This window comes from Candidatus Cloacimonadota bacterium (assembly GCA_020532085.1).
In the GTDB taxonomy this organism is placed as follows: Bacteria; Cloacimonadota; Cloacimonadia; order Cloacimonadales; family Cloacimonadaceae; genus Syntrophosphaera.
In genome coordinates, this window is sequence record JAJBAV010000037.1 from 1 (window position 1) to 22,581 (window position 22,581).

17 protein-coding genes are annotated in these 22,581 nt (G+C 57.7%); 10 read left to right on the plus strand and 7 right to left on the minus strand.

Annotation, left to right across the window (positions count from 1 at the left end):
• Window positions 1-183 precede the first annotated feature (183 nt).
• Window positions 184-1,290, plus strand: coding sequence for a hypothetical protein (locus tag LHW45_09240; protein MCB5285756.1), 1,107 nt, complete (start codon window positions 184-186; stop codon window positions 1,288-1,290).
• Between the two features lie 82 nt (window positions 1,291-1,372).
• The gene (locus tag LHW45_09245; GenBank protein ID MCB5285757.1) at window positions 1,373-2,698 is read left to right on the plus strand and encodes a T9SS type A sorting domain-containing protein; all 1,326 of its coding nucleotides are present in this window, start codon (window positions 1,373-1,375) and stop codon (window positions 2,696-2,698) included.
• A gap of 1,349 nt (window positions 2,699-4,047) precedes the next feature.
• Here LHW45_09245 and groL read toward each other — a convergent pair.
• A complete protein-coding gene (gene groL, locus LHW45_09250) occupies window positions 4,048-5,676 on the minus strand; it encodes a chaperonin GroEL (GenBank protein MCB5285758.1) in 1,629 nt (542 codons plus the stop codon).
• Between the two features lie 168 nt (window positions 5,677-5,844).
• Here groL and LHW45_09255 point away from each other — a divergent pair, with 168 nt between their 5' ends.
• From LHW45_09255 to LHW45_09280, 6 genes are all read left to right on the plus strand, one after another.
• Window positions 5,845-6,789, plus strand: a complete 945-nt coding sequence (locus tag LHW45_09255) for a ribonuclease HIII (GenBank protein ID MCB5285759.1) — start codon at window positions 5,845-5,847, stop codon at window positions 6,787-6,789.
• A 156-nt stretch (window positions 6,790-6,945) separates the two neighbouring features.
• Window positions 6,946-7,770 (plus strand): hypothetical protein, encoded by an 825-nt coding sequence (locus LHW45_09260; protein MCB5285760.1) that lies wholly within the window; start codon window positions 6,946-6,948, stop codon window positions 7,768-7,770.
• Window positions 7,767-8,501 carry an RNA methyltransferase gene (locus LHW45_09265; protein MCB5285761.1) on the plus strand — a complete coding sequence of 245 codons (735 nt, stop codon included), beginning with the start codon at window positions 7,767-7,769 and terminating at the stop codon, window positions 8,499-8,501. Before LHW45_09260 ends, LHW45_09265 begins: the two co-directional genes overlap by 4 nt.
• Before the next feature lie 64 nt (window positions 8,502-8,565).
• Window positions 8,566-9,378 (plus strand): DNA alkylation repair protein, encoded by an 813-nt coding sequence (locus tag LHW45_09270; GenBank protein ID MCB5285762.1) that lies wholly within the window; start codon window positions 8,566-8,568, stop codon window positions 9,376-9,378.
• Entirely contained in the window at window positions 9,371-12,142 is a 2,772-nt protein-coding gene (locus tag LHW45_09275; GenBank protein MCB5285763.1) for a C25 family cysteine peptidase, read from the plus strand. Before LHW45_09270 ends, LHW45_09275 begins: the two co-directional genes overlap by 8 nt.
• 40 nt (window positions 12,143-12,182) lie before the next feature.
• On the plus strand, window positions 12,183-14,717 hold the full coding sequence (locus tag LHW45_09280) for a transglutaminase-like domain-containing protein (protein ID MCB5285764.1): 2,535 nt from the start codon (window positions 12,183-12,185) through the stop codon (window positions 14,715-14,717).
• Window positions 14,718-14,985: 268 nt separating this feature from the next.
• On the opposite strand, the gene LHW45_09285 is transcribed toward LHW45_09280, so the two are convergent.
• From LHW45_09285 to LHW45_09295, 3 genes are read right to left on the minus strand one after another with little or no spacing between them, the layout of a single operon-like run.
• Window positions 14,986-15,540, minus strand: a complete 555-nt coding sequence (locus LHW45_09285; protein ID MCB5285765.1) for a hypothetical protein — start codon at window positions 15,538-15,540, stop codon at window positions 14,986-14,988.
• Window positions 15,541-15,551: 11 nt separating this feature from the next.
• A complete protein-coding gene (locus tag LHW45_09290; GenBank protein ID MCB5285766.1) occupies window positions 15,552-16,571 on the minus strand; it encodes a hypothetical protein in 1,020 nt (339 codons plus the stop codon).
• Between the two features lies 1 nt (window position 16,572).
• A complete protein-coding gene (locus tag LHW45_09295) occupies window positions 16,573-17,400 on the minus strand; it encodes a hypothetical protein (protein MCB5285767.1) in 828 nt (275 codons plus the stop codon).
• A gap of 183 nt (window positions 17,401-17,583) precedes the next feature.
• Between LHW45_09295 and LHW45_09300 the strand changes: the two genes are divergently transcribed.
• The gene (locus tag LHW45_09300; protein ID MCB5285768.1) at window positions 17,584-18,558 is read left to right on the plus strand and encodes a hypothetical protein; all 975 of its coding nucleotides are present in this window, start codon (window positions 17,584-17,586) and stop codon (window positions 18,556-18,558) included.
• Window positions 18,559-19,302: 744 nt separating this feature from the next.
• On the opposite strand, the gene LHW45_09305 is transcribed toward LHW45_09300, so the two are convergent.
• Window positions 19,303-20,316, minus strand: a complete 1,014-nt coding sequence (locus LHW45_09305) for a hypothetical protein (protein ID MCB5285769.1) — start codon at window positions 20,314-20,316, stop codon at window positions 19,303-19,305.
• 507 nt (window positions 20,317-20,823) lie between these two features.
• Between LHW45_09305 and LHW45_09310 the strand changes: the two genes are divergently transcribed.
• Window positions 20,824-21,219, plus strand: a complete 396-nt coding sequence (locus tag LHW45_09310) for a hypothetical protein (protein ID MCB5285770.1) — start codon at window positions 20,824-20,826, stop codon at window positions 21,217-21,219.
• A gap of 53 nt (window positions 21,220-21,272) precedes the next feature.
• Here the strand turns inward: LHW45_09310 and LHW45_09315 are convergent, their stop codons facing one another.
• Window positions 21,273-21,929: a hypothetical protein gene (locus tag LHW45_09315; protein ID MCB5285771.1), complete on the minus strand. Its 657-nt coding sequence runs from the start codon at window positions 21,927-21,929 to the stop codon at window positions 21,273-21,275.
• Window positions 21,930-21,950: 21 nt separating this feature from the next.
• Window positions 21,951-22,406: a hypothetical protein gene (locus LHW45_09320; protein MCB5285772.1), complete on the minus strand. Its 456-nt coding sequence runs from the start codon at window positions 22,404-22,406 to the stop codon at window positions 21,951-21,953.
• Window positions 22,407-22,581 lie beyond the last annotated feature (175 nt).

Genomic DNA, 22,581 nt, shown 5'->3' on the forward strand with positions numbered 1-22,581 from the left:
TCTGCCAAGTGATCAGAATCTGCCTGCAACGCGTCACCCACTACAACAAGTCACCATATAGAGCCGATCTGATCGAACCATGGCAAATGAAAATCAGGCTGGTATAAAAAAATGGGGGAATGCCAGCGTTTTTTTCCTTGACAGGAATTCCGGCGGGAAATAGCTGTTGTTTTGGGAGTTGAGATGAAGAAATTCGCTTATCCGCTGATCCTGGCCCTGCTCTTGCTGCTCGCGGGCTGTGACCTCATCTGTCCGGAGGATCCGCCCTCCGGCTGGATCGAAATTGCCGGCCAGGATTTTCCTGTCTATGTGGGCCATTTTGCCAATTACGAGCACACCGATGCCAACGGAAATTCCCTGGGTACGGTGGTTTACGGCGAAGATGGCGACGCCAGCGACTGGCAGATCTTTGCCTATGAGCCTGCAATCCGGGGCGCTCTGCCCAAAATGGCCGTTAAGGCAGGCGGGGCCAGGGATGAATACCACATCCTGGTCCAGGCGTTTTCTTACACCTCAGTTGATCTTGGCGCTGCCATCCTTTTTAACGGCAATGACACCGGTTTCATCACGCCGCACACCTTCAGCTATCAGGGTGCCTACGATCCGGCTTTGGAGGACAGTTTTTTTGTGTCGTTGCCCTATCATGAGTTCTTTTGCGGTCCGGAGGTCAGCTTCGCCCCGGAAACCAATACCTACAGCTATGTCTTCCATGGTTCGCCATTTATCCCTCCCTGGTATTCCTACACCGCCAGTCTGGATGAGCTGGGCCATGTTCTGCTGAGATGGACATTTGAGACGGAACCAAACGAGCTGGGGTTCCGGCTCCACCGCTCTGAGACGAACAATGACATTGCCACAGCCGAGGTTATCAATCCGGAATTGATCCCCGCCACCAACACCGGCGAGATGCACGATTACAGCTATACCGACGTGAACGTGTCCCCCGGCCACACCTACTATTACTGGCTGGAGCGGGTCTTTGACGGAGCAGACTCTTGCCTTTACGGTCCATGGTCAGTTCTCACACCCCCGGCTGACAACAGGATCGCTCCGGCCTATCCGAATCCCTGCCGGAACTACTTTTACTTGCCCCTGGATGTGAAATTCGAAGGTGGCGCGACCGTGCTGCTGCTCGACAGCCAGCACGCGGTGCGTAAAACGGATCTGCTGGGCGCGGGAAACCACAATCATTACCTGGATGTGCACAACCTCGAGCCCGGCCTCTACCGCGTTTTCATCTGGTTCCACGACGGCCACTACGCTTACGGGGACGTGCTGATCGAGGAGTGAAGCGAGTTGGGATTCGATGAAAATATCTTTGCTGTAACTGTGGATTTTTGTTGGCTATTGATTGACCCGACAGGAGGTTAGCATGAAGAACGCGGTTGTGATCTTGCTCTTGATTGCCGCTTTGATACCTCTGGCGGCATCTGCCACTGCCATACAGATAATGGCGCAACATCTTCCCGGACCGGAGCTTGATCCTTTTCCCACCGAACAGAAGGAAGAAGACCGGACTTGGCTGCTCACCCAGAGCACCCACTATTCCTATCCAGGCTTTTGGGATCCCGAGGACCTGGAAGAGTACAGCTACGACCAATTCAACCGGCCGCTCCAGTACACTGTGAAGACTTGGAACGACGGTGCCTGGCTGCTGGTCAACGTGAAAGACTATTTCTACAATCCGGAGGGTTGGTTGGCGGAAACGATCTGGCGGAACTTTGACGGCTACGAATGGCAGAAATCCCAAAAAGTATGCTATGAGTACGATGCCGCCGGCCGCAAGACCCTGATGGCCGTTTACGAGTTTTACAACAACGACTGGGTGGAGTGGTACCGTCACGTTTACACCTACACCCCGGCCGGCCTCCTGGCCACCGACAATACTTACTATGTCGACGGCCAGGGCGTGACCATCGAAACCAATTTGAAAACCTACAGCTACAACGCCTCCGGGCAACTGACCGAGCTGTTTGAGCGCGACATCACAGGCGACTGGGAATGGGTCTTTGAACACCGCACCCTTTACAGCTATGATCAGGACGGGCTGCTGACCCAGACTCTGTTTCAGGAGCCGGACGGCAACTACATCTGGCAGAACCTCGCCCGACACCTTTACTACTACGATGCCGCCGGGCTGCGAACCGAGGACTGCTGCCAAAGTTACTACTCCACAACCGGTTGGCAAAACTGGTACCGCTACCTGTTCAGCTACGGCGCCAACGGGCTGCTCAGCGAGAATCACTACCAGGAATATGACGGGGAATGGGTTTCGGTAACCCGCGATCTCTACTCCCGGGACAGCCACGGCAATGATATCGAAAGACTCCACCAACGCTGGTTTGACGGCGTCTGGAACGACAGAGACAAATGGGAGCGGGTCTTTGCCAATACCTCCGTGGAGGATGAGCTGGTTCCCGGGCTCCAGCCAGAGCTAACCTGCCACCCCAATCCCTTTGCCGGCAGCGTGGAGATCAGCTTCGAACTCAAAACCCCCGCCCGGGCCGAACTGGCCGTTTACAACCTCCGGGGACAGAAGCTATGCGATTTATCCAGTGCAATTTACGGGCCCGGCAAACACGGCTTGGCCTGGGACGGCCGGGACGGCGAAGGCAAGCCGTTGCCTGCCGGGATCTATCTACTCAGGCTGCGCGCCGCGGGGCAGGGAACGGCCCAGAAAAAGATCAGCAAGCGTTGAAGTAACCCTGGAGGCATTTTATTGATCAAACTCACGGGGTGAACAAGCAGTCTAACAAATCGGAGATTCAGGGCGGAGCCCAACGGGCGAAACACATCAGGTGGCAATCCCGGTTTCTTTGGATATCAGAAGTTACGAAGCCACGAAGGGGCGACACGATAAGCTAATATATTAGGCCCAAGTTCATTTATGGTGGGTAAACTCTAGTATCCTATCCGTCATTCCAGCGCAGGCTGGAATCCAGGTCTTTTGTCGGGTTCGTAGCGCAGCATGCCAATGCTGCGTTTTGGCTTGTCGCAGGATCGGAATCCTGCGCCACGGGGCTTTTCTGGATCCCAGCCCACGCTGGGATTACGGTACCGATGTGCCATTCATACACACCCACTCTATTTGAACATGAGCCAAATATTATATGACAAGTATTTGTGTCGCCCCTTTGGGGCTTGCACGCATCTTTTGCCTCCCCTCCCAGGGTTCCGCTGCGCTCCACCCTGGGCTAAGTTGTTGCGCCCCTCCGGGCGTTTTTCACCACCTCTTGCCGCAGGGTTCTGTCCACCTGCACACTCTTCTCCATAGCTTGCTAGGGATTTGATCTGGGTGGGCTCCGAAGGCCCTCAGCTGCGCCTATTTGACGCCGCCCGCCTGATCCCCGCACCGGATGCGGCCATCATGCGGGGGGCGCGCGAGGGCTGAAGGGCAGGGCCTTTAGAGGGCAGACCAGAGCAGCCCGGAGGGGGACAGACCATAGCGAGGGTGCGACCGAGCGCAGCGAGGCAAGCCCCTCGTAACGATACAGGAGATCATAATGGAAGTTGCCTCCACCCCTCCCCGGAAACGTGGAACGCTTCCGGGGAGGGGTGGAGGCCTGCTAAATCGGTTAATCTATCCGTTTAACGAGGGGTTCCGAACCGTCTTAAGCCGGTTCTACACGCCCTCGCTATAGTTCTGCCGCCCTCACTGGCTGTATCCACCCGGTTTGAAAGAGAGCAATAGCTTTTTCATAACAACCACCCAGTTTGGCATTACCCAAACGGTCTGGATTCCGGGTCCCTGCGTGCTGGGGCACGCTTCCCGGAATGACACCATGTCTGCATCTTACTGCTATCCGTGATGATCCTGCCATCCGAGCTACTTCTTCTTTTTCTGAACCAATTTTCCCTTTTTCCGCGCTTTTCCGTGACCTGTTCTTTGTGCCTCGGAAAGAACCACCCCAACTAGCTGAAGCTTACGGTAGAATCATCAACCTTCCTATCCTGGCATCCGCGTTCACATGTTTTCCAACCGCAGGAGCAAAGAAAAAGCCTCCCCCGGGTTTGGGAGAGGCCTTACATGGATGGTATTGGAGATGTTTAGTACATTCCGCCCATGCCGGGATTGGGCATCGGAGCGGGTGGTTCGGGTTCCTTGATGTCGGTGATGATGCACTCGGTGGTCAGCAGCAGGGCCGCGATGGAGGCGGCGTTTTGCACGGCTGAGCGCACAACCTTGGCGGGATCGATGATGCCGGCTTTGAGCAGGTCTTCGAATTTGCCGTTGGCGGCGTTGTAGCCCATGTTGATCTCGTTGTAACCTTTCAGTTTTTCCACGATCACAGCGCCTTCTTCGCCGGCGTTCGCGGCGATCTGGTAAGCGGGGCGTTCCAGGGCTTTCATCAGGATCTCGACGGCCATTTTCTCTTCGTGGGAGAGGTCTTTCATGTTTTTGAGGGCTTTGGCGGCCTGGATCAGGGTGACCCCGCCGCCGGGCACGATGCCTTCCTCAACCGCGGCGCGGGTGGCGTGCAAAGCGTCATCCACGCGGGCTTTCTTTTCCTTCATCTCGGTCTCGGTGGCGGCACCGATGCGGATCACGGCCACGCCGCTGGAAAGCTTGGCCAGGCGTTCCTGGAGCTTTTCCTTGTCGTAATCGGAGGTGGTTTCCTCGATCTGGGCTTTGATCTGCTTCACGCGGGCGGCCACAGCCTCTTCGCTGCCAGCGCCTTCGCGGATGGTGGTGTTCTCTTTTTCCACGATGATCTTCTTGGCACGGCCAAGATCGGTCATGGTGGCGCTGTCGAGGCGGCGTCCCATTTCCTCGGAGATCACGGTGGCGCCGGTGAGCACGGCGATGTCTTCCAGCATGGCTTTGCGGCGGTCGCCGAAACCGGGGGCCTTCACGGCCACAACGTTAAGCACGCCGCGGAGTTTGTTTACCACGAGGGTGGCCAGGGCCTCGCCCTCGATGTCTTCGGCGATGATCAGCATGGGACGTCCCTGCTGGGAAACTTCCTGCAGGATGGGCAGCAGGTCTTTGAGCACGCTTATCTTTTTGTCGTGGATGAGGATGAAGGGATCCTCGAGTTCGGAGATCATCTTGTCCGCGTTGGTTACGAAATAGGGGGAAAGGTAGCCGCGGTCGAACTGCATGCCTTCCACTTTCTCCAGGCCGGTGTCGATGGATTTGGCCTCTTCGATGTTGATGATGCCTTCCTTGCCCACGGATTCCATGGCCTCGGCGATCAATTTGCCGATCTCGGTGTCGTTGTTGGCCGAGATGGAAGCGATCTGGGCGATCTCAGCGTTGCTTTTGATCTCTTTGGAATACTCGTGGATCTTGTCCACCACAACCTTGGTGGCCTTTTCCAGACCGCGTTTCAGATACATCGGATTCACTCCGGCGGTCACGTGCTTGAGGCCTTCCTCGATGATGGCCTGGGCCAGGATGGTGGCGGTGGTGGTGCCGTCGCCGGCCACGTCGTGGGTCTTTTCCGCCACTTCTTTGCAGAGCTGGGCGCCCATGTTCTCAAATTCACCCTCGAGCTCGATCTCCTTGGCGATGGTCACGCCGTCGTTGGTGATCGTGGGGGAACCGTATTTCTTGTCCAATACTACGTTTCTGCCACGCGGACCAAGGGTCACCTTCACGGCGTCGGCAAGCTGGTCAACGCCCTTCTTCAGGGAAGTGCGGGCTTCGTGTGAATACAGCATTTGTTTTGCCATTGATTTCATACCTCCATATGGTGTAATCTTTAAATTCAATTTAGCAGTCTCAACGACTGAGTGCTAAAACTAAGATAAGCCGATTTCTGTCAAGCACAAATTATTTTTTCCGTTTGACAGATAGGCCCCGCCGGGAAAGCTGGCCATAAACTATAACACGGACGTCACATGGACAAACACTTGGAATCCGCTCTCGCGCAGTTGCTGCCGGAGCTTGCCCGGCACGGGATCAGCGTGGCCAGCCGGAGGGAACTCGCTTACGGGCTGCAGTTGCGGCTGGAGCGCGACGGCCAGGCCGCCACCCTGAACATCTATTGGTCCCTCAAAAAAGGGATCAGCCAGGTACTGGCGGGCAAGCCCAACAGTTTGCAGGCCGATCTGGAAAAACTTCTGAACCGGGGCGCGCCGGCGTCGGTGGGCGATTTCCACACCTGGGAGCGCTGGATCGGCTCGGACGAATGCGGCAAGGGCGATTATTTCGGGGCGCTGGTGGTGGCGGCCTTCGCCCTGGATGCCGAGAAGGTTGACGAGATCCGCTCCCTGGGCGTGCTGGATTCCAAGAAGCTCACGGACCTCCAGGTGAAGGGCATCGCCCACAGCCTCTACGAACGCTTCAGCGACCGCATCGCCTGCGTCGTGATCAAGCCCCTGCGCTACAACGAGATCATGGCCGACAGGCAGAGCCGGGGGGAAAACCTTAACGACCTCCTCGCCTGGCAGCACGGCGCCGCGATCATGGAATTGCTGGGCCGGGTCCCGCTGGTGCGGGGCGTGTTGGTGGACCAGTTCAGCCTGCACAAGAAGGTGAGCAAATTTCTCAAAACGAAAGAGATCGGCATTCCCGTGGAGGAACGGCCCAAGGCCGAGTCCGATCCCGCCGTGGCCGCCGCTTCCGTGATCGCCCGCTACCAGTTTTTACAGAGCCGCCAAGCCATGGACCGCCATTACAAGATGAGTTTTCCCCTCGGCAGCGGCAAAAACGTGCTTCCGCCCGCCCAGGCCTTTGCCGACAAATATGGCTGGAACCGCCTTGCCGAGGTGGCCAAGCTGCATTTCGTCACCAGCCGCGGCGTCCGCGTCCGCGACATTTTCGACCCTCCCGCGGACAAATAGCTTGACAGAAAGGAACGCCGCCAAAACTTGAATCCATAAACCCAAACCCATCCGGCAAATTCCCAAGTTCCTCACAACGGAATGCAGGCATATTGTAACACTTTTTACACCTCAGAGAACATACCATCCCCCACCGGGATTTTGGAGCATATCATTATGATCAAAGCAATGGGACGTCTGAACCTGGACGACTATAAACTCATGGACGCTCATGTGGAAAAGATTTTCAAGAATCTGGACAAGGGCAACAACGGCATCGCGGAACGGCAGATCTTTGAACTGGCCAACACCCAAAACTATTTCGTGCGCGAAGAGCTGGGCAAGCGCCTGGCCGTGTATGAAGGCAAGGGCAAGCTGGAGCGCATCTGCGGCGACATGCTGGAGCACAATCTCTACGGCATTCGCGCCACCGCCCTCTTCTATTTTTACTTCCGCCACCAGTCCGAGCCCGCCATCATCGCCCAGACCCTGGACAAAACCTGCGAAACCGTGCCCTGGGAAAGCGAGACCATCTGTTTCGAGATGTGGAAAAAGGCCCCCGAGGTGATGCAGGAATACATGCCGCGCTGGTCCGCTTCCGCAAACCCCAAAAAGCGCGAGATGTCGCTCCACGGCATGGAAAACATCGCTTCGCGCAGTCCCCAGTACGTGCTCACCTTCATTGGCCGCCTGCTGGATGACGAGGACGAGGAAGTGCAGAAAAAGATCAGCCACATCCTGGTCCAGGTGGGCCGCCAGCGCCCGCTGCAAACCTATGCCAGCATCCGCCGCTGGCTCCTCGAGGGCGACGACAAGCGCGCCCGCACCATCTGGGCCACCCTCAAGAAACTCACCAGCATCTTTTCCCAAAAGAACATGCGCGACAAGGCCCAGGAATTCGTGAGCATCTCCCAGCGCGTGGCGCAGGGCTGGAAATCCGATTCCGACCCCGCCGTGGCGCAACTGGGGCACAAACTGGGCAAGCTGCTCAAGGACCTATGATCCACGTCATCTTGGTGGAGCCGGTCTATGAGGGAAATGTGGGCGCCGTGGCCAGGATCATGCACAATTTTGGTTTCGCGGGGCTGCGGATCGTGGGCAGCGTGCCCAGCAAGAACGATTTTTATCTGGCCATGCATTCCGAACACCTGCTGGAAGAGGCCTTGGTCTTTCCCAGCCTGGCGGAGGCCATCACCGGTCTGGACCGCGTGATCGCCTTTTCCCGCCGCCTGGGCAAGCTCAAGCCGGCGGACCTCGATCCGCCTCAAATGGCCGCTTACTGCGGCAAAATCCCCCAATTGGAGATCGGCCTGGTCTTCGGCCGCGAAACTTTTGGCCTCACCGATGCCGAAGCCGCCCTCTGTCCTCTCCGCTGCCACATTCCGGCGAACCCGGCTTTCCCCTCCCTAAACCTTGCCCAGGCCGTCACCATCGCCCTCTGGGAACTCAGCCGCGGGGGTGGTGAAAGCACCCGGATCAAGGCCGTGAGCGGAAATGAACTTGACAAAATGAAGGCCTACATGCTTGACGTCATGGAGGCCACCGGATTCTTTCGCAGCCACGAGACCACGAACTGGGAGACCTTCCTTGGCAAGATGCTCACCCAGCTGAATCCGACCAAAACGATGCTCTGGCGTTTCCGCCAGATGTTCAACCGCTGGCACGTGCTTGTCACTGGCAAAGGCAGGGGCTACGAACGCTCCCGCCCGGCCGGTTTGAACGAGCCTGAATAAAGCATTCGCCCAGTGCCGCCGGCGCGCCTTCAGCCCGGCGGACCCAGATCTATAGAGGTAAGCCATGACACTTTTAACGGCAAGGACCGAGCTCGATCCCCGGCAGCAGGAGATCTTCAGCTTTTGCGAAGCCTATTTCTTCGCCCATGAAAACCCCGCCCTGGTGAATAAGAACGCCCGCTATTTCGCGGAGGGCTACGACGCTTTTGGAATTGACGAGGAACAGCTCCGCGAGCTCCGCGACCAACTGCTGGAACGCTTTGACCCCAGCGTGTCCGAGCTGGCGGAACTCGCCTACCACCTCTTCGCCACCGGCAAATACGAATTCGGCTCCCTGGCCCTGATGCTGCTGAAAAAACACCGCCCCCGCCTGGACCGCGGCGTCTTCGACCAGCTTAAACGCTCTCTGGATGAAGTGGTGGAGAACTGGGCCCATTCCGATGTGATCGCCACCAAACTCACCCCCGTGCTGCTGGAACTGAAGGTGGTCGATCTCGCCGATTTCGAGCCCTGGCGCGTTTCCGCCAGCAAATGGACCCGCCGCGTGGCCGCCGTCACCCTGCTTTTCCTGCGCGGCCACCGTCCCGTGGAACAGCTGCTTCAGTTCATCCAGCCCCTGATGCAGGATGGCACCCGGCCCGTTCAACAGGGCGTGGGCTGGTTCCTGCGCGAGCTCTGGAAGGTCCATCCCCGCGAGGTGGAGGATTTCATCTTCGCGAACAAGGAAACCGCGCCCCGCCTGGTGATCCAGTACGCCACGGAAAAGATGAACAAGGACAAAAAGAAGCGCTTCCGCCGCGCCATCACCAAGGCCGTGAAACCGAACAAGCCTCAACACCGCAAGGACAAAAAACCCCAGGAGGATCCCGGTGCCTAAATTTTTCACCCTCGCCACGCTGCTCTGCCTGCCGCTGCTGCTTGCGGCCGCGGAGCTCTCTGTTTCGCTCGATCTGGGCGCTTTCGATCCCGCCGCCGCGGAACTCCCCACCGGCTGGGGCGTCCTCAGCGCCCCCGGCTTTCCGCGCCTGCCGGTGAAGACGGTCAATGTTGTCCTGCCTCCGCAGGCCGCCAATCTCACTTTCAGCCACCAGTTTTCCGGTTTGGCCACCACCACCGCCCCGCCACCCTCGCTAAATCCGCCCTTCACCGACGGAGAGCGCGTCCTGGCCGCCCCCGCCGCCCAGCCCGGAACTGCGCGCGTTGTTTTCCGGGGCCTTGGCCACTGGGGCGAAGTGGCCTACGCCAGCTTTTCCGTGATCCCGGCCATCCACACCGGAACGGAGTGGCAGGCTTGGCGGCAGCTTCAGCTTGGCCTGAGCTGGGACCAGCCCGCGGAAACCTCTGTCAAGGCGCTGCCTTCGGTTTGGCAAAGCCTTGCCAACAAAGGATTTGACCCCAGCGATTTCTTCGCCAATCCCCAGGACCTGGCCAAGTATTACCGCCCCTCCCCTGCCAAGAATTATGACTATCTGATCGTTTCCACGCCGGAGCTTTACACCGCCCTCGCCCCGCTGGAAACCTACCGCCAGGGCCAGGGCCTGATCACCGCCTTCGCCGACATCAACACCATCCTCACCTCCAGCCCCGGCGCCTCCCAGGGCGAGAAACTGCGCAACTACCTCATCGCCCAGTACAACGGCAATCCCTTCACCTACCTGCTTCTGGTGGGCGACCACGACACCGTGCCGGTGATGTTTCTCACCCCCGAGCCGGACGGCTATGAGACCGTGGCCTCGGATTTTTTCTACAGCGACCTGAGCAGCATCGTGGATGCCGACAGCGACGGCCGCCTGGGCGAATACTCCTCCGGCGACGGGATCCAGGATTTTCTCTGCGACTACACCCCGGAAGTCTTTGTGGGCCGCATTTCCACGAACAGCGCGGCTCTCGTTTCCCAGATCGCCACCCGCACCGTGGCTTTCGAACAGAGCAACGCCCCCTGGAAGAAAAAGGCCCTGCTCCCCGCCGCGTGGCTGAATTACGGCGGCGAACCCGAAACCATCTATCTGCAAACCGACGGCGCCGCCTTCATGGAGATCGCCCGCCAGACCATCCTCAGCGACTACGAATGCACCACGATGTACGAGCAGACAGGCTTCCTGCCTTCCTATCCCTCCGACCTCGCTTTGGATTACGACCTGCTGAAAACCGAGCTCAACACCAACAGCTACGGCCTGCTCAGCTGGAGCGCCCACGGTTCCTCCGGTTCTTCCTCCCGCAAGGTCTGGATGAACGACGACAACAGCAACGGCCTGCCCGACTCCTGGGAAATGAACTGGATGGGCATGGTGGACCGCCAGAGTTTCGACAACCTTGCCAATCCTGACGGGATGATCATTTTTGCCGCCTCCTGCTACAACGGCATGATCGACAGCAACCAGCAGTGCCTGGCCGAGTACGCCCTCCAGAAAAAGGCTGTGGCCGTTTCCGGCGCCACCCGCACAGGCTGGTACAAGATCGGCTGGGCCAATCCCGGCTGGGGCGGGATCAGCTCCTACAACTACCACTGGCTGGAAAACATCGCCAACAACGGGATGACCGTCGGCGCGGCCCAGGCCTTTGCCAACCTCACCCACAGCCAGTATTACCTCTTCGGCGACCCTGTCGATGCCGGCGGGATCATCTACCCGGAGCTGCAAAACGTCTATACTTATCTGCTCTACGGCGATCCGGCTCTCGGCCACATCGGCCAGTCAAACTACACCAACGGCGAGATCCTGGTCTATGAGCCCTTCCACCAGGACGGCCTGACCATCGTGGAAGCCCTCGACCTTGCCCACTTCAACGTGGTTTACACGAACAAGCTCATCCCGGATTACGACTACATCCACCAGTTCGAGGCGGTCTTCTGCCTCTTCGGCTGGGGCGACACGGCCTACATCCTGAGCCCCGATTCGCTGGATTACGCCCTGCTGAATTCCTATCTGGACGGAGGCGGCAAACTCTATCTGGAAGGCGATGTCGGCTGGGACCCCCAGGACCCGTTCTGGGGGAAATTCGCCACTCACGCGCCCCTGGACTACTTTGCCTACATCGAAGACCTCGCCACCACCCAGGCCGGCCACGCCTACACCTGGGGCTATGACGACCTGGCCGATCCCTACACCGAAGCGCTGATGCCCACCAATACTGAAGCTGAGATCTTTTTTACCACCCAAAACCTGCAGCATCCCAACCATACCGTCGCCATCCTGAACGCCACGGACACCTTCTCCACGGTGGCCTCATCCTTTGCCCTGGCCGATGTGAACGCTACTCAACCTTACTCCAGCAGTTTCCGCTTCCTGCTGGGTACCATCCTGGACCGCCTGGGCGTGATCGATTACCTGCCCACGGACGCGAATGATCCCCAGACGCCGGCTCCGACGCTGTCCGCGCGGGTCTTTCCCAATCCCTTCGCCGCCGGGATGGCGCTCCGGGTCGAACTGCCAAAAACTTCCGCGGCCAGCCTGGAGATCTACAACCTTCGGGGCCAGAAGATACACACCCTCAGTTACTTGTCCCTGCCCGCCGGAACCCGTGAACTGCTCTGGGACGGCCGCGACGACCGGGGTGAAGCGGTTGCTTCCGGTCTCTACTTCTGGCGCTTCAGCGCCGGCAAAGATTCCCTCAGCGGAAAAATGCTTAAACTGGTGGATTGATCTCCATAGCGCCCCCATCCCTTCATTCGAGAGGTTCATAATGTTGAACGCCAAGCGTTTCGCCCTGCTCTTAGTTTTGCTGGCCTGCGCCTTTGCCGGCCTCGCCGCCCTGCCCCCGGCCTTTACCCAAAAGGGAAATTACGAACTTTATAAGACTCTGCACTCCAAAGCCTTGGATAACCTGGGCAAGCTGGACCGGATCCACCGGAAGGAATACCGGCGCCTGCTGGCGGACCAGGATGACATTCTGATGGCCTATCTGCTTGCCTACGAAAGCGATGCCAATCTCCAGATCGCCCGCCCGAACGATCTCCTCTCGAACTATCTGCACATCCGCAGCCTCCTCAACACCCGCGGGACCAACCTGGACCCGGAGTTTTACCTCTCCTACGTGGCCAAACAGACAGTTTCCGACGAACGCATCGAGGCCTACCGCGAAGCTTTGCTGAAGGACGGACTGCGAGATATAATGAACAGCAGCGCCGATGAGCTTGACCTGTACAGAAAAGTAAGCCAGTGGTGCGTGGGCCGCCTCAAATTCCAGCCCACTTCCGGACGCGACCAAAGCCCTTTGGACATCACCCAAAAAAGCCTGCTGGGGCGCTGCGAGGAGATGCAGATCCTGTTCGTGGCCGCCGCCAGAACGGTGGGATTGCCCGCGCGGCCTGCTTCCACGCCCTGGTGGCCGCATCAGGACAACAACCACGCCTGGGCTGAAGTCTGGCTGGACGGCGCCTGGCACTACACCGGCGACATGGATGCCGCCTATTGGCCCGACCAGACCTGGTTCAGCGGCCTCATCGACAAGACCGTGTTGATCCTCGCCGACGGCTCCCTGCCCGCGGATGGCGATGAAGTCCTGGTCCGCGGCCAATACGATTGCGTGATCAATTCCATCCGCAACTACGCTGGGGACAGGACCCGCTCACTCACCATCCAAACCCTTGATGAACAAGGCAATGCGCTTCCGAATACCGCCGTCGGCGTGATGGTGGTGAACTGGGGCGCCCTACGTCCGCTGATCTGGCTCAAGACGGATGCCGAAGGCAAATTTACCCTCTCCGTGGGCCGCGGCGCCTTTTACCTGGCCACCGAGCAAGACGGGAAAAGGGCCCTGGAACTGGTCCCCTCCGGTGACAGCACCCTGGTCAGCTGCGACCTGACCCTGAAAGCCGGGCCGCTGGCCGACCGCGACGACCGGCTGATCTATCCCTCCAACACTTTCGAGTGGAAACAGGCTCCGGATGACTGGAACGAAGGCGTGAAGCGGGAAAAGGAACGCTGGAACGCCGTGGATCAAAGCTGGGCCAGGATCGCCGCCACCCGGGCCGATTCGCTATCAGCCGATTTCGTCCGGGCCGCCCGGGGCAATTATGCTGAAGCGGTGGAATTTTTGCGCCGCTATCCCCAACCCTACGAATGGTTTATCCAGGATTGTCTGGCGGAGGAATGGGGCATCATGGACCCCAAGTTCCTCTGGCAGGCCAGCGCCGACCAGATCGAGGCTGTCTATCACGCCTACCTCTACTTTGAACTGGAGGATTTCGGCACCAGTGACCTCGCCGCGCTGGTCTTTCCCAATGTCCGCTATGAAGAATTGCCCCAGCCGGTTGATTTCCAGGACGGGATCCCCAGCTTCTATCCCCGCTCCTTTTTGCAGAAAGGCTACACCAAGCTGGAACGGCTTAACCGGGCCGCGCGCTGGCTGAAGCGGAACTACAAGCTAAACCCCGACAAGGCATTGAGCGGATTGACCCCGCTCCACGTCACCCTGGGCCGAAAGTACCTCAATAACGCTCAGTACAAGCAGATGGCCGTCAATCTGGCCCGCGCCAACGGAATTCCCGCCGCTTATACCTACCGTGCCAACCTCATCAACGTTGTTTACGACAACGGTGAAAGCGGCTACTACGATCTGGAAGCCTGTGCCCCGGAGACGGATCCCGATGAGCAGGAGGCTTTTATGAACCTGAAGGTGCTCGTTTCCGACGAATCCGGCGCGCCCTTGGGATCGAACGAAAGGGCCGTGCTCATCCTTTCCGATCTCCGCGAGGGTGACTATGCCTGGCTGGAGGGTTATTCCGGAGAGGACAAAGGCAACGGGGTCCACAGTTTCCGGGCGCCCAAGGGTGAATTTTACCTATCCGCCAGTTACCGTATCTCGGACAGCCAGACCGCTTTCCAGACCAGGCATCTGGACCTCTCCCAAGCCGACAGCCTCACGGTGGAGATCTTCCTGAAAGACTATCCCCGCGGCTGGAACAACGGCGTCTATTACCTGATCACGGACCTCCTGACCGAGGCGGATACCACCGGCTGCGGCATCTTCCTGATCGGCAACCACGACCAGGAAAACAGCGTCCGCCTGGCCGAAAAACTGCGCTCCCTGGGCCAGAAGTTTCTCTGGGTGGGTTACGAGCCGGCTCCGCAACCCATGGAAAACTATGTGGTTAGTGATCTCTGGGCCCAGTGGGTGGCTGAGGACCAGCGCAACCGGGTCCGCACCATCACCCTCACCCTTAAAAACGGAAAGTGGGACAGCTACGAGGGGATCTGGGACCACCTGCCGGAGTGACCCAGCCAAAGGCGTTCGAGCTTGTTAACCTCTTGTAATACAATTAGTTATGGGCAGGATCAGCTGGTTCGTCCCTTTCCCCCATCCGACTCACCTCCCTTTCGCCTCCCCTTAAGTTCCCGTTCAGCCATTGGGAAGTCAGGGGGAGGCGAAAGGGAGGTGAGTCGGATGGGGGAAAGGGCGGGACGAGCCCATTTCAACTTGATCTTCCCGGCCCTCCGCAGAGAACCGGCTATTCTGGCGGCTTCACGCTGGTGAGAAAAACGGCTCAGAAGCCGTAATAGATCCCCACGATGCTTGCCTCCAGCTGTTGGGTGCCGATGCTGTCGAAGAGGGAGCGGGGGATGGTTCCGGAAAAGCGCCCGGTGCGCCCGGTTTCCAAAGTGCCGTATTCTTCCGGATAGAGTTTGAGGGGCACGGCCAGTTCCCCCACCCGGAGTGAGATGTTTTGCACGGGGAAGCTGCCCACGTTAAGCAGATCCACTACGATCTGGGGCGCGCCGTAATCGCTGTCGAGGGTTTCCCAGGACCAGTAGTCGGTTTCGTTTTGGGGGTCCAGTTCATTCCAGACCTGGTTGTAGCAGGCGGCGTAGAATTCGCGGAGGGAGGCCTCGGTGAAGTTCTGCACCAGGTCCTCCGGCACTTCGATGTCGTCGAAGGTGTCGCCCCAGGTGCAGTTCCAGATGTCCAGCATATAGGACACGAAGCTTTCGGGGAAGCGGTCGATGCTGGTTTCGTCCAGTTCGTCCCGGCCGTAAACGAGGGCGGAAAGTCCGCCGAGCAGGCAGAGCGCCAGCAGCAGCAGGATGGTTTTTTTAGCCATGATTCCTCCAATCAAAGGGTTCGCTTGTCAGGTGGTGAGTCATCAAGCCGCAGGTCCAGGGCTTTTTCGATGTCCCAGCGGGAGAGCCTGGCGTAGCGGGAGAGTTCCAGGCTGGGGGGCAGAATGCCTTTATAGATCAGGTATTCACCGTTGTAAACGTGGGCGAAGCGGCCCCGGACACCTTTGGCCAGCCGCAGTTCCCAGCCTTCGGGGCCTTCGGCCAGTTGGTACCAGTCGGGTTCTCTGCCAGGTGGTTTTTCCATGCTGTAACAGGATCTATCCTGGTGACCCCGGCCGCCCCGGTATTGCGCATCGTCAACGTCATCGCGGGAAGGGCGCCTGCTGTAGGAGACCAGCGCGTCCTGCTCCAGACGCAGGTCCAGTTCGGGCAGGACATCTGGCGCCTGTAGATACGATCTCATCTCCCTGACCCCGGAGTGCAGCTCCAGCTGGGGGATCCAGAGCGACGCCCCAGGTGAGCGCACGGAGGGGGTCCTGTAAGCGCAGGTTATCTCGTGTTCCTTGATCCGGAACTGGGCGCGCCAGTGGCCGATGTTTTCCCAGTAGAGGGGTTTTCCGCTGAAGAGGTTGCCCTCGGCGGAGCTGGCGCCTTCGATCTGGAGGAAGGTGTAGGCGTCGGTCTCGTCCAGCACCACGCTGTCCATGACCTGCTGCAGGGAGAGGGTGAAAGAGTTGTCGAGTTCGGCGATGTATCCGCCGTTGGTGCCCAGGAAGCCGAGGTCGCACCAGATGCCGAACTGGGTGAAGTTGCTCACCTTGAGGGCGGTGAAGCGGTCCGCGTCGAGCTGGGCAATGATTGTGAAGAGAATGAGGAAATCGCCGTCGTCGAGCAGGCGGATGCTGCCGAAGAGACGTTCGGGCGAAAACTGGAGCGGATCGGCGGAGGCTGTTTCCAAAGGCAGGGGCGGGCTTGCGGGCAGCGGGAACGGTTCAACCCGTTCCGGGCGGACCGACTCCAGGTACATCTCCCAGAGGATTTTGCCGTAGCTGTCGTCCAGAGTTTTAATCATGCTATACTGACCTCATGACTCTATATGTTTCCAGGGCCGGGGTTTCCTGACACAATTGTGGCAGCCAGAGCGCGCAAAAAAGCCGGGCGGATTCTTTGGAAAAGCCTTTGTCGGCGATGTAGGCGAGCAGTCTATGCCGGAGGCGGGAGTGGATCTGGTCGATGTTGGCGTTGGTTTCGCGGGTGAGGCGCTGGGTGGGGAGGCCGCTGAGGACCTCGTAATAATGGCAGAGGGCGTTCAGATGCCGGGGATGCCAGTCCTCCCGCAGACGTTCATAAAGCTCGCGGGCGCGGTCGCGGGCCTCAAGGTCGGCCAAGATCTCGGTGAGGGTTTGCGGAGGGCTCGGGTTCGACCGGAGGCCCCGGTAGTCCGGAACGTCGCCCAGGCCGTCATCCGCGGACACGAGGTCCGGCAGCAAAGTCCCCTCTTTTTGCCAGAGTTCGTCGATCGCCTCTTTGTTGCAAAGGATGAGGTTGTTTTCCAGCACCCGGTAGAAATAGCCGTAAAAGGCTTCAGAGCCCTGCTGTATCCGCCCGTTGAGGATGTTCAGCTGGGGTTTGAGGCGGGCGTAGATGCCGGCGGCGCGGCTGGTGAGGGTTTCCCAGAAGTCCTGGCGGTGGCGCTGGCAGAGGTCGCGGATGAGATTGTTCTGGGCTGGGCGCACTTTCTGGATGAAGCAGATCAGGTGCCAGATGCCCACTTCGGTTTCCGGGCCGGTGGTTTCGGAGCACAGCAATTCCCAGATCCCGTTGAGCAGGATCGTGAAATCCAGGCTGAGGCCGGAATTTTGGTTCAGCCATCTCTGGTAGCGCTCTTGGTCCGGATGCATCGTTCCTTATCACCTCGCAGACTGGGTGGGCAGGTTTCGCCCGACCTCACGCAAGCATCGCGGCGAGGAATATTCTGTCAATCGAAATTATTTGTCAGCCAGCCCCAGCCCCGGCGCATATAAAAGTATGGGAGGCCAGGGGCTTCCCGGTTTCAAAAGATCATACTTTAGGAGGTAAGATAAATGAAACAGGCACTACTCAAGAATCTGGAGGATTTCCGCTGCGCTCCGGGCATCGCGGCGCAGGGCCTCACCATCATCCCACTGTTCCGCGAAGGAAATTTGGAGGCCGGCTATATCTCACTGCGCCAGGCTTTTGCCGATGGCGTGCTGCAGATCACCGAAGTGAGCCAGGGCGGCAGCGTGCCGAACCTGAAAGTGACCAACCGGGGCAAGCTGCCGGTGTTGCTGCTGGACGGCGAGGAATTGCGCGGGGCCAAGCAAAACAGGGTGCTCAACGCCAGCGTGCTGGTGCCGGCCGCCAGCGAACTGGTGATCCCGGTAAGCTGCACGGAAGCGGGACGCTGGAGCTATCACCGGCCCGATTTCGAGGAATCCGGCCACGTGGTCGCCGCCAGCATGAAACCCGGCAAGATGGACGCCGTGAGCCAGAACCTCAAATGCAGCGAAGTGTTCCAGGCGGACCAAAGCGCGGTCTGGGACAACATCGAGCAACTGCAGATGAGGATGGGCGAGCGGTCCAGGACCTCGGCGATGGCGGATGTCTATGAATCCCGAAAGGACAACCTGGCCGCGTTTGAAGCGATCTTCCGCTTTCCCGATCTAGCCGGCAAACAGTGCGGGATCCTGGCGGAGATCGACGGCCGCTTTGCCGGCTTGGAATTGGTTTCGCATCCCTCGATCTGGCAAAATGTGGGGGAGAAGATCACCCGCAGCTACGCCATCGAGGTGGTTGACCGGCCCCGGGGCGAACCCCGCCGCGTGGAAACAGCCGGGGACGAGCTGGCCAGGCTTTTGGCGGATATCACGCTGGAAGGCTACAAGAGCGTGGGCCTGGGCGACGACCTGCGCTTCGAAAAACAGGACCTCACCGGCGCCGCGCTGGTCTGGGACAGGCTGTTGGTCCATCTGGCCGCCTATCCAAGGCTGCGCAGGCAACATGACGTGAACTACCACAGCCCCAGATACCGCTCCTGAGTTTTGGCGGGGCCTTCATTCAGGCCACGGGGCGTTCGGAGATCCGGCCGCCCCGTTTTGTTTCAAGGGTATTACCACAGAAACATTTGTCTCTCTTTCAAACCGGGTGGGTAATTCGGTGGTTTCCAGCCCGGAGGGCGGCAGATCATAGCGAGGGCGCGTAAGCCCCTCGATTGGCGATAAGCTGGATCATTCATCCCCCCCAAGCCCCAGACCAGGTTCACAGAATAGTGAGCCTGGGCTGGGGCTTGGGGGTATTTAAATGCGTTGCTATCATCCTTTCGAGGGGTTCCGTTCGCCACGCTCAATCCACACCCTCGCTATCGTTCTGTCGCCTTCCAGGCTGCTTTCTGGCTGGGCGCCTGTACCCACTTGATTTGAAAGAGAGCCGTAAATGCTGGCCACCACAATATCCTGTTCGCCAGATCCTGAGCGCTCGCGACCATCCCCCTCCCACGCCTCCCGCCTAATCCTCGCATCAAATGCGGGCATCAGGCGGGAGGCGCGTCCGGAATACGGGACAGGGCCTTAACGGCCAGTATATATTGCTTCAGTACTCCGCGGTGTAATCACTCTGGGATCAGGTCAGTACCACCCACTCCATTTGAATATGAGCCAAACATTTTATCAGGGAGAAAGCGAAGGATGAGGGCGTGGAGACCTTCCCTCAAGTAAGGTTAACAGCTGTTGCGGAAATCAATGCGCATCCGCTCTGCAAGTATTGAGTACGGGAGAAATCGCTAGCTAATAATACTCGTAGCGGATGCTCAGGCTGATGTTCTGGTCCCCCTTGTCCTGGGTGGCGCTGTATTGGGTGAGGTTGCCCTGGGCGTCAGTCTTGTAGCTGTGAACGGTGGTGATCTTGTCGTTGGGTGAGGTGTAGAGCACTTTGCTGAGGCGGCCTTCGGAGTCGTAACTGTATGTGTATTTTCGCATTAGGTTGCCCTGAAAGTCGTTGACGGTGCTTTCCTTCAAGCGGCCGCCGGCGTCCATGACATTCGTCGTTTTCTGGGTGTGGGCGTTGTTCAGATAGTCCTGAAGGATGGAAACGGTGTTCTTCTTCGCGTCGTAGCTGTATTTGGCGGTGGTGATGAATTTTCCGCTGAGGTCTTTCTTCTGGCTGGCCACCAGGGTGCCCTGGCGGTCGTGAAAATCGATCAGATCGCGGTTGCGGCGGCTGGGCACGGCGAAATTGACGGCGGTGCTGTAGCCGTCGGCGGTGTAGGTGTAGAGGTGTTCTTTGAAGACGGCGCCCGCGTCGTCGTAAAAGACGATCCGGCTGAGGTGCCCCAGATCATCGTAAAAGTATTCCGCGGCGTTGCCCTGAGCTGGGAAAATGCTGTCCAGATCGGCTGTTTGGGTATCGAAGCCATCCTGGTAGGCGTAGCGCTGCACCCGCTCCAGCTGCCCGTCCGGGCGGTAAAAATAGCGGAATCCCTGGGGCAGGGGGCTGTGGGGATAACTGATGGTGGTGGCCACGCGGCCGAGGCTGTCGAAGCGCACTATCACATGGTCGCGCAGGGAGCCGGCTTCCCAGATAAAGTCGCTGGTTTGGATGTACATCTTGCGCACGCGGCCTTTGAGGCCGAAATCTTCCCAATCAAGCTGGTCGCCGCCGTTTTTGAAAGGATATTTATCCAGCGCGCTGTGACGCTCCACGTAGGGCGCCGCGGGGGCGGGATGGGCGCGCAGGCCGGGATCGGCAAAGGCCAAAGCGGCCAGGGCCAGGATCAGCAAAACAAAGCCAGTGCTCTTCATTTATCCTCCATTAAAGGTATGCACGTTTCAACTTATACTATTCCCCTGGGCTTATACTGTCAAGTATTATTTGCCGCGCAGCTTTCAGGCCACCTGCTATGCGTTCTCACTTATTTTTTCAAATCGTATCACCATTCTTTCAATTCGGCGATATCGGAGCCTTGCGATATCACGATTATTTCAAAACGATATCACAATTTTTTCAAATGAAATTCCACGACTTTTTCAAACGAGTTTTCTAAACCAAATCAGCGGAACAGATTAGATATTTTCGATTCCGAATTGGTCAAACAGGGCTCCGGAAGTAGTAAATATCACGATTTTTTCAGAGGCATTTTGTAAGACATTGAATGGCTGCTGATTGAAATCAAGGTTCCTACTATCTGATCAATAACCAAGGCATTGATCTTTCTTATCATATTGCGCGGAAAGGATTTGACCACCTGTGCGAGGGGTGCAATGTAGCACCCATAAATCAACAGTCGGGTAACCGAGAAGGAGATCAAGATGACCAAGCAAAACAAGAATCGCAAGGAGCAGGCAATGCTGGAGGAGATGGTTCAATCAGGCAGCCAACTTATTCTGATGCATGACGATGGGACTGAACAGCCAATCGAGGAGATCGCTAAGAAAGATGATGTCCTGCACTTAGGCACAACAATGAGGGTAATCGAGATGGATAAATCAAGATCAGGTAGCGATCCAGATGATGACGATCCATACGCTAACGAGTTCCACTACAAGAGCTGGTGGAATCAGTTCCGAGGCCCGTGGCTGCAGTCGGAGAAGATGAGCGAGGATGAGATCAAGACCAGAGCCGACGATGCCTGGGAATGTGGAGACTACAAGGAGATGATCAACTTGATGGCGGAGCTGATCTGCCGGCTCGAAAAGAAGAGATAACCAGTAGCTAAGCTACTCATTAACCCGGTTCTGCCGGGTTTCTTTCTTGGGCATCATTTGGCGAGGGCAAGCAGTTTATAGAATGGATCAGTGGCAGTATAGACCTGGCTGATCCCGATTAGCACGGTTACCAGATTCCCTTCAATCATGATATCAGCTATGTAGAGGAAGGCATCGCACTGGTTGGTCAGGATGATGTGCGGAAGCTCCTGATACTCTTTATCCAGGATGTGGGTGATGATCTTATCCTCAGCTAACTTTGCCGGGCTTGCTTGGCTGTTGTCTCCTATTCCCTTATCCTGATCCTGAATCTCGTATTGCAGCTTGGTAAGTGAGAGAAGGCCATCCTGCAGGTGTTCGGTGCCGATAGCTGCATTGGCGATCTTGCTTCCGGTTACCGCTCCATCCAGGATGTGATTGGCAAAGATAGAGTTGTTCTGGATTCCCCTGGCATCCATCTTCCCGATGGAACAGGTCTTGCCACTGAACTGACCGAGGGGATTGCCCAGGTTATCCCAGATCTCATAGAAGCCGCAATCCGCTTCGTTTTGGATGCCGATCTCATAGTAACCAGAGTCTGGTACAGTCTCGATGAGTTTCTTGCCCTCTGCCCAGGATTGACCTGGTCTGAGCAAGCGGATATCCAATCCTGATTGAGGCTTTCTGGTTGTGCCTTCCATAGTGTAGTAGCCGATGGCGAACTTGTACATGTATGCTCCTGTAGTGGTTTCTTAGATTTGACCTATTACTGTCTCGTCAAAGTCGGTGATAATGATGATGCCGAAGTCGATGTAACCAGGGGTGCCGATGTATCTTGATTCCAAGCTGAACTTGACCTTGGTGGGATACTCGTGCAGATCATCCGGACACTTGGGCAACTGGGTTACTGAAACCGGGAACTGGCTGTTAATACTGCCATGTGCTGTGTATTCAAGGTATAGCCTGCCTGCACCTAAGAGGAACGCCATCAGGCCATAGTACTCCTCAGCAGTGAGCACACCCTCAAGATCAAAGGAGTCTTCCCTGTAAGCATCCCGGCGATGGAGATAGGTAGGATCGAAGGCGTTCTTCTTCTCCAGGCGATACTTCTGGGTGGGTTCATATTCGACCTGTCCATTCTGACAGAGATAATAGTTAACTCCCTGATCATCCTGCCGGATCAGTTTCCAGCCCTTTATAGCAACCATGCTTTCACCTTGTATTCGTCATTAATATAGTCCCTCTCCACTTCTGTTGGTAGCGTCTCAAAGGTTGGTGTAAAATAGGTAACGGCAGATGAAGAAAAAGGTTGAGCCAGATCCCGCTCTTTGTTTTGATGGTTTTGACAAAACTAACAGACAAGGAGACGATCATGACTCAACC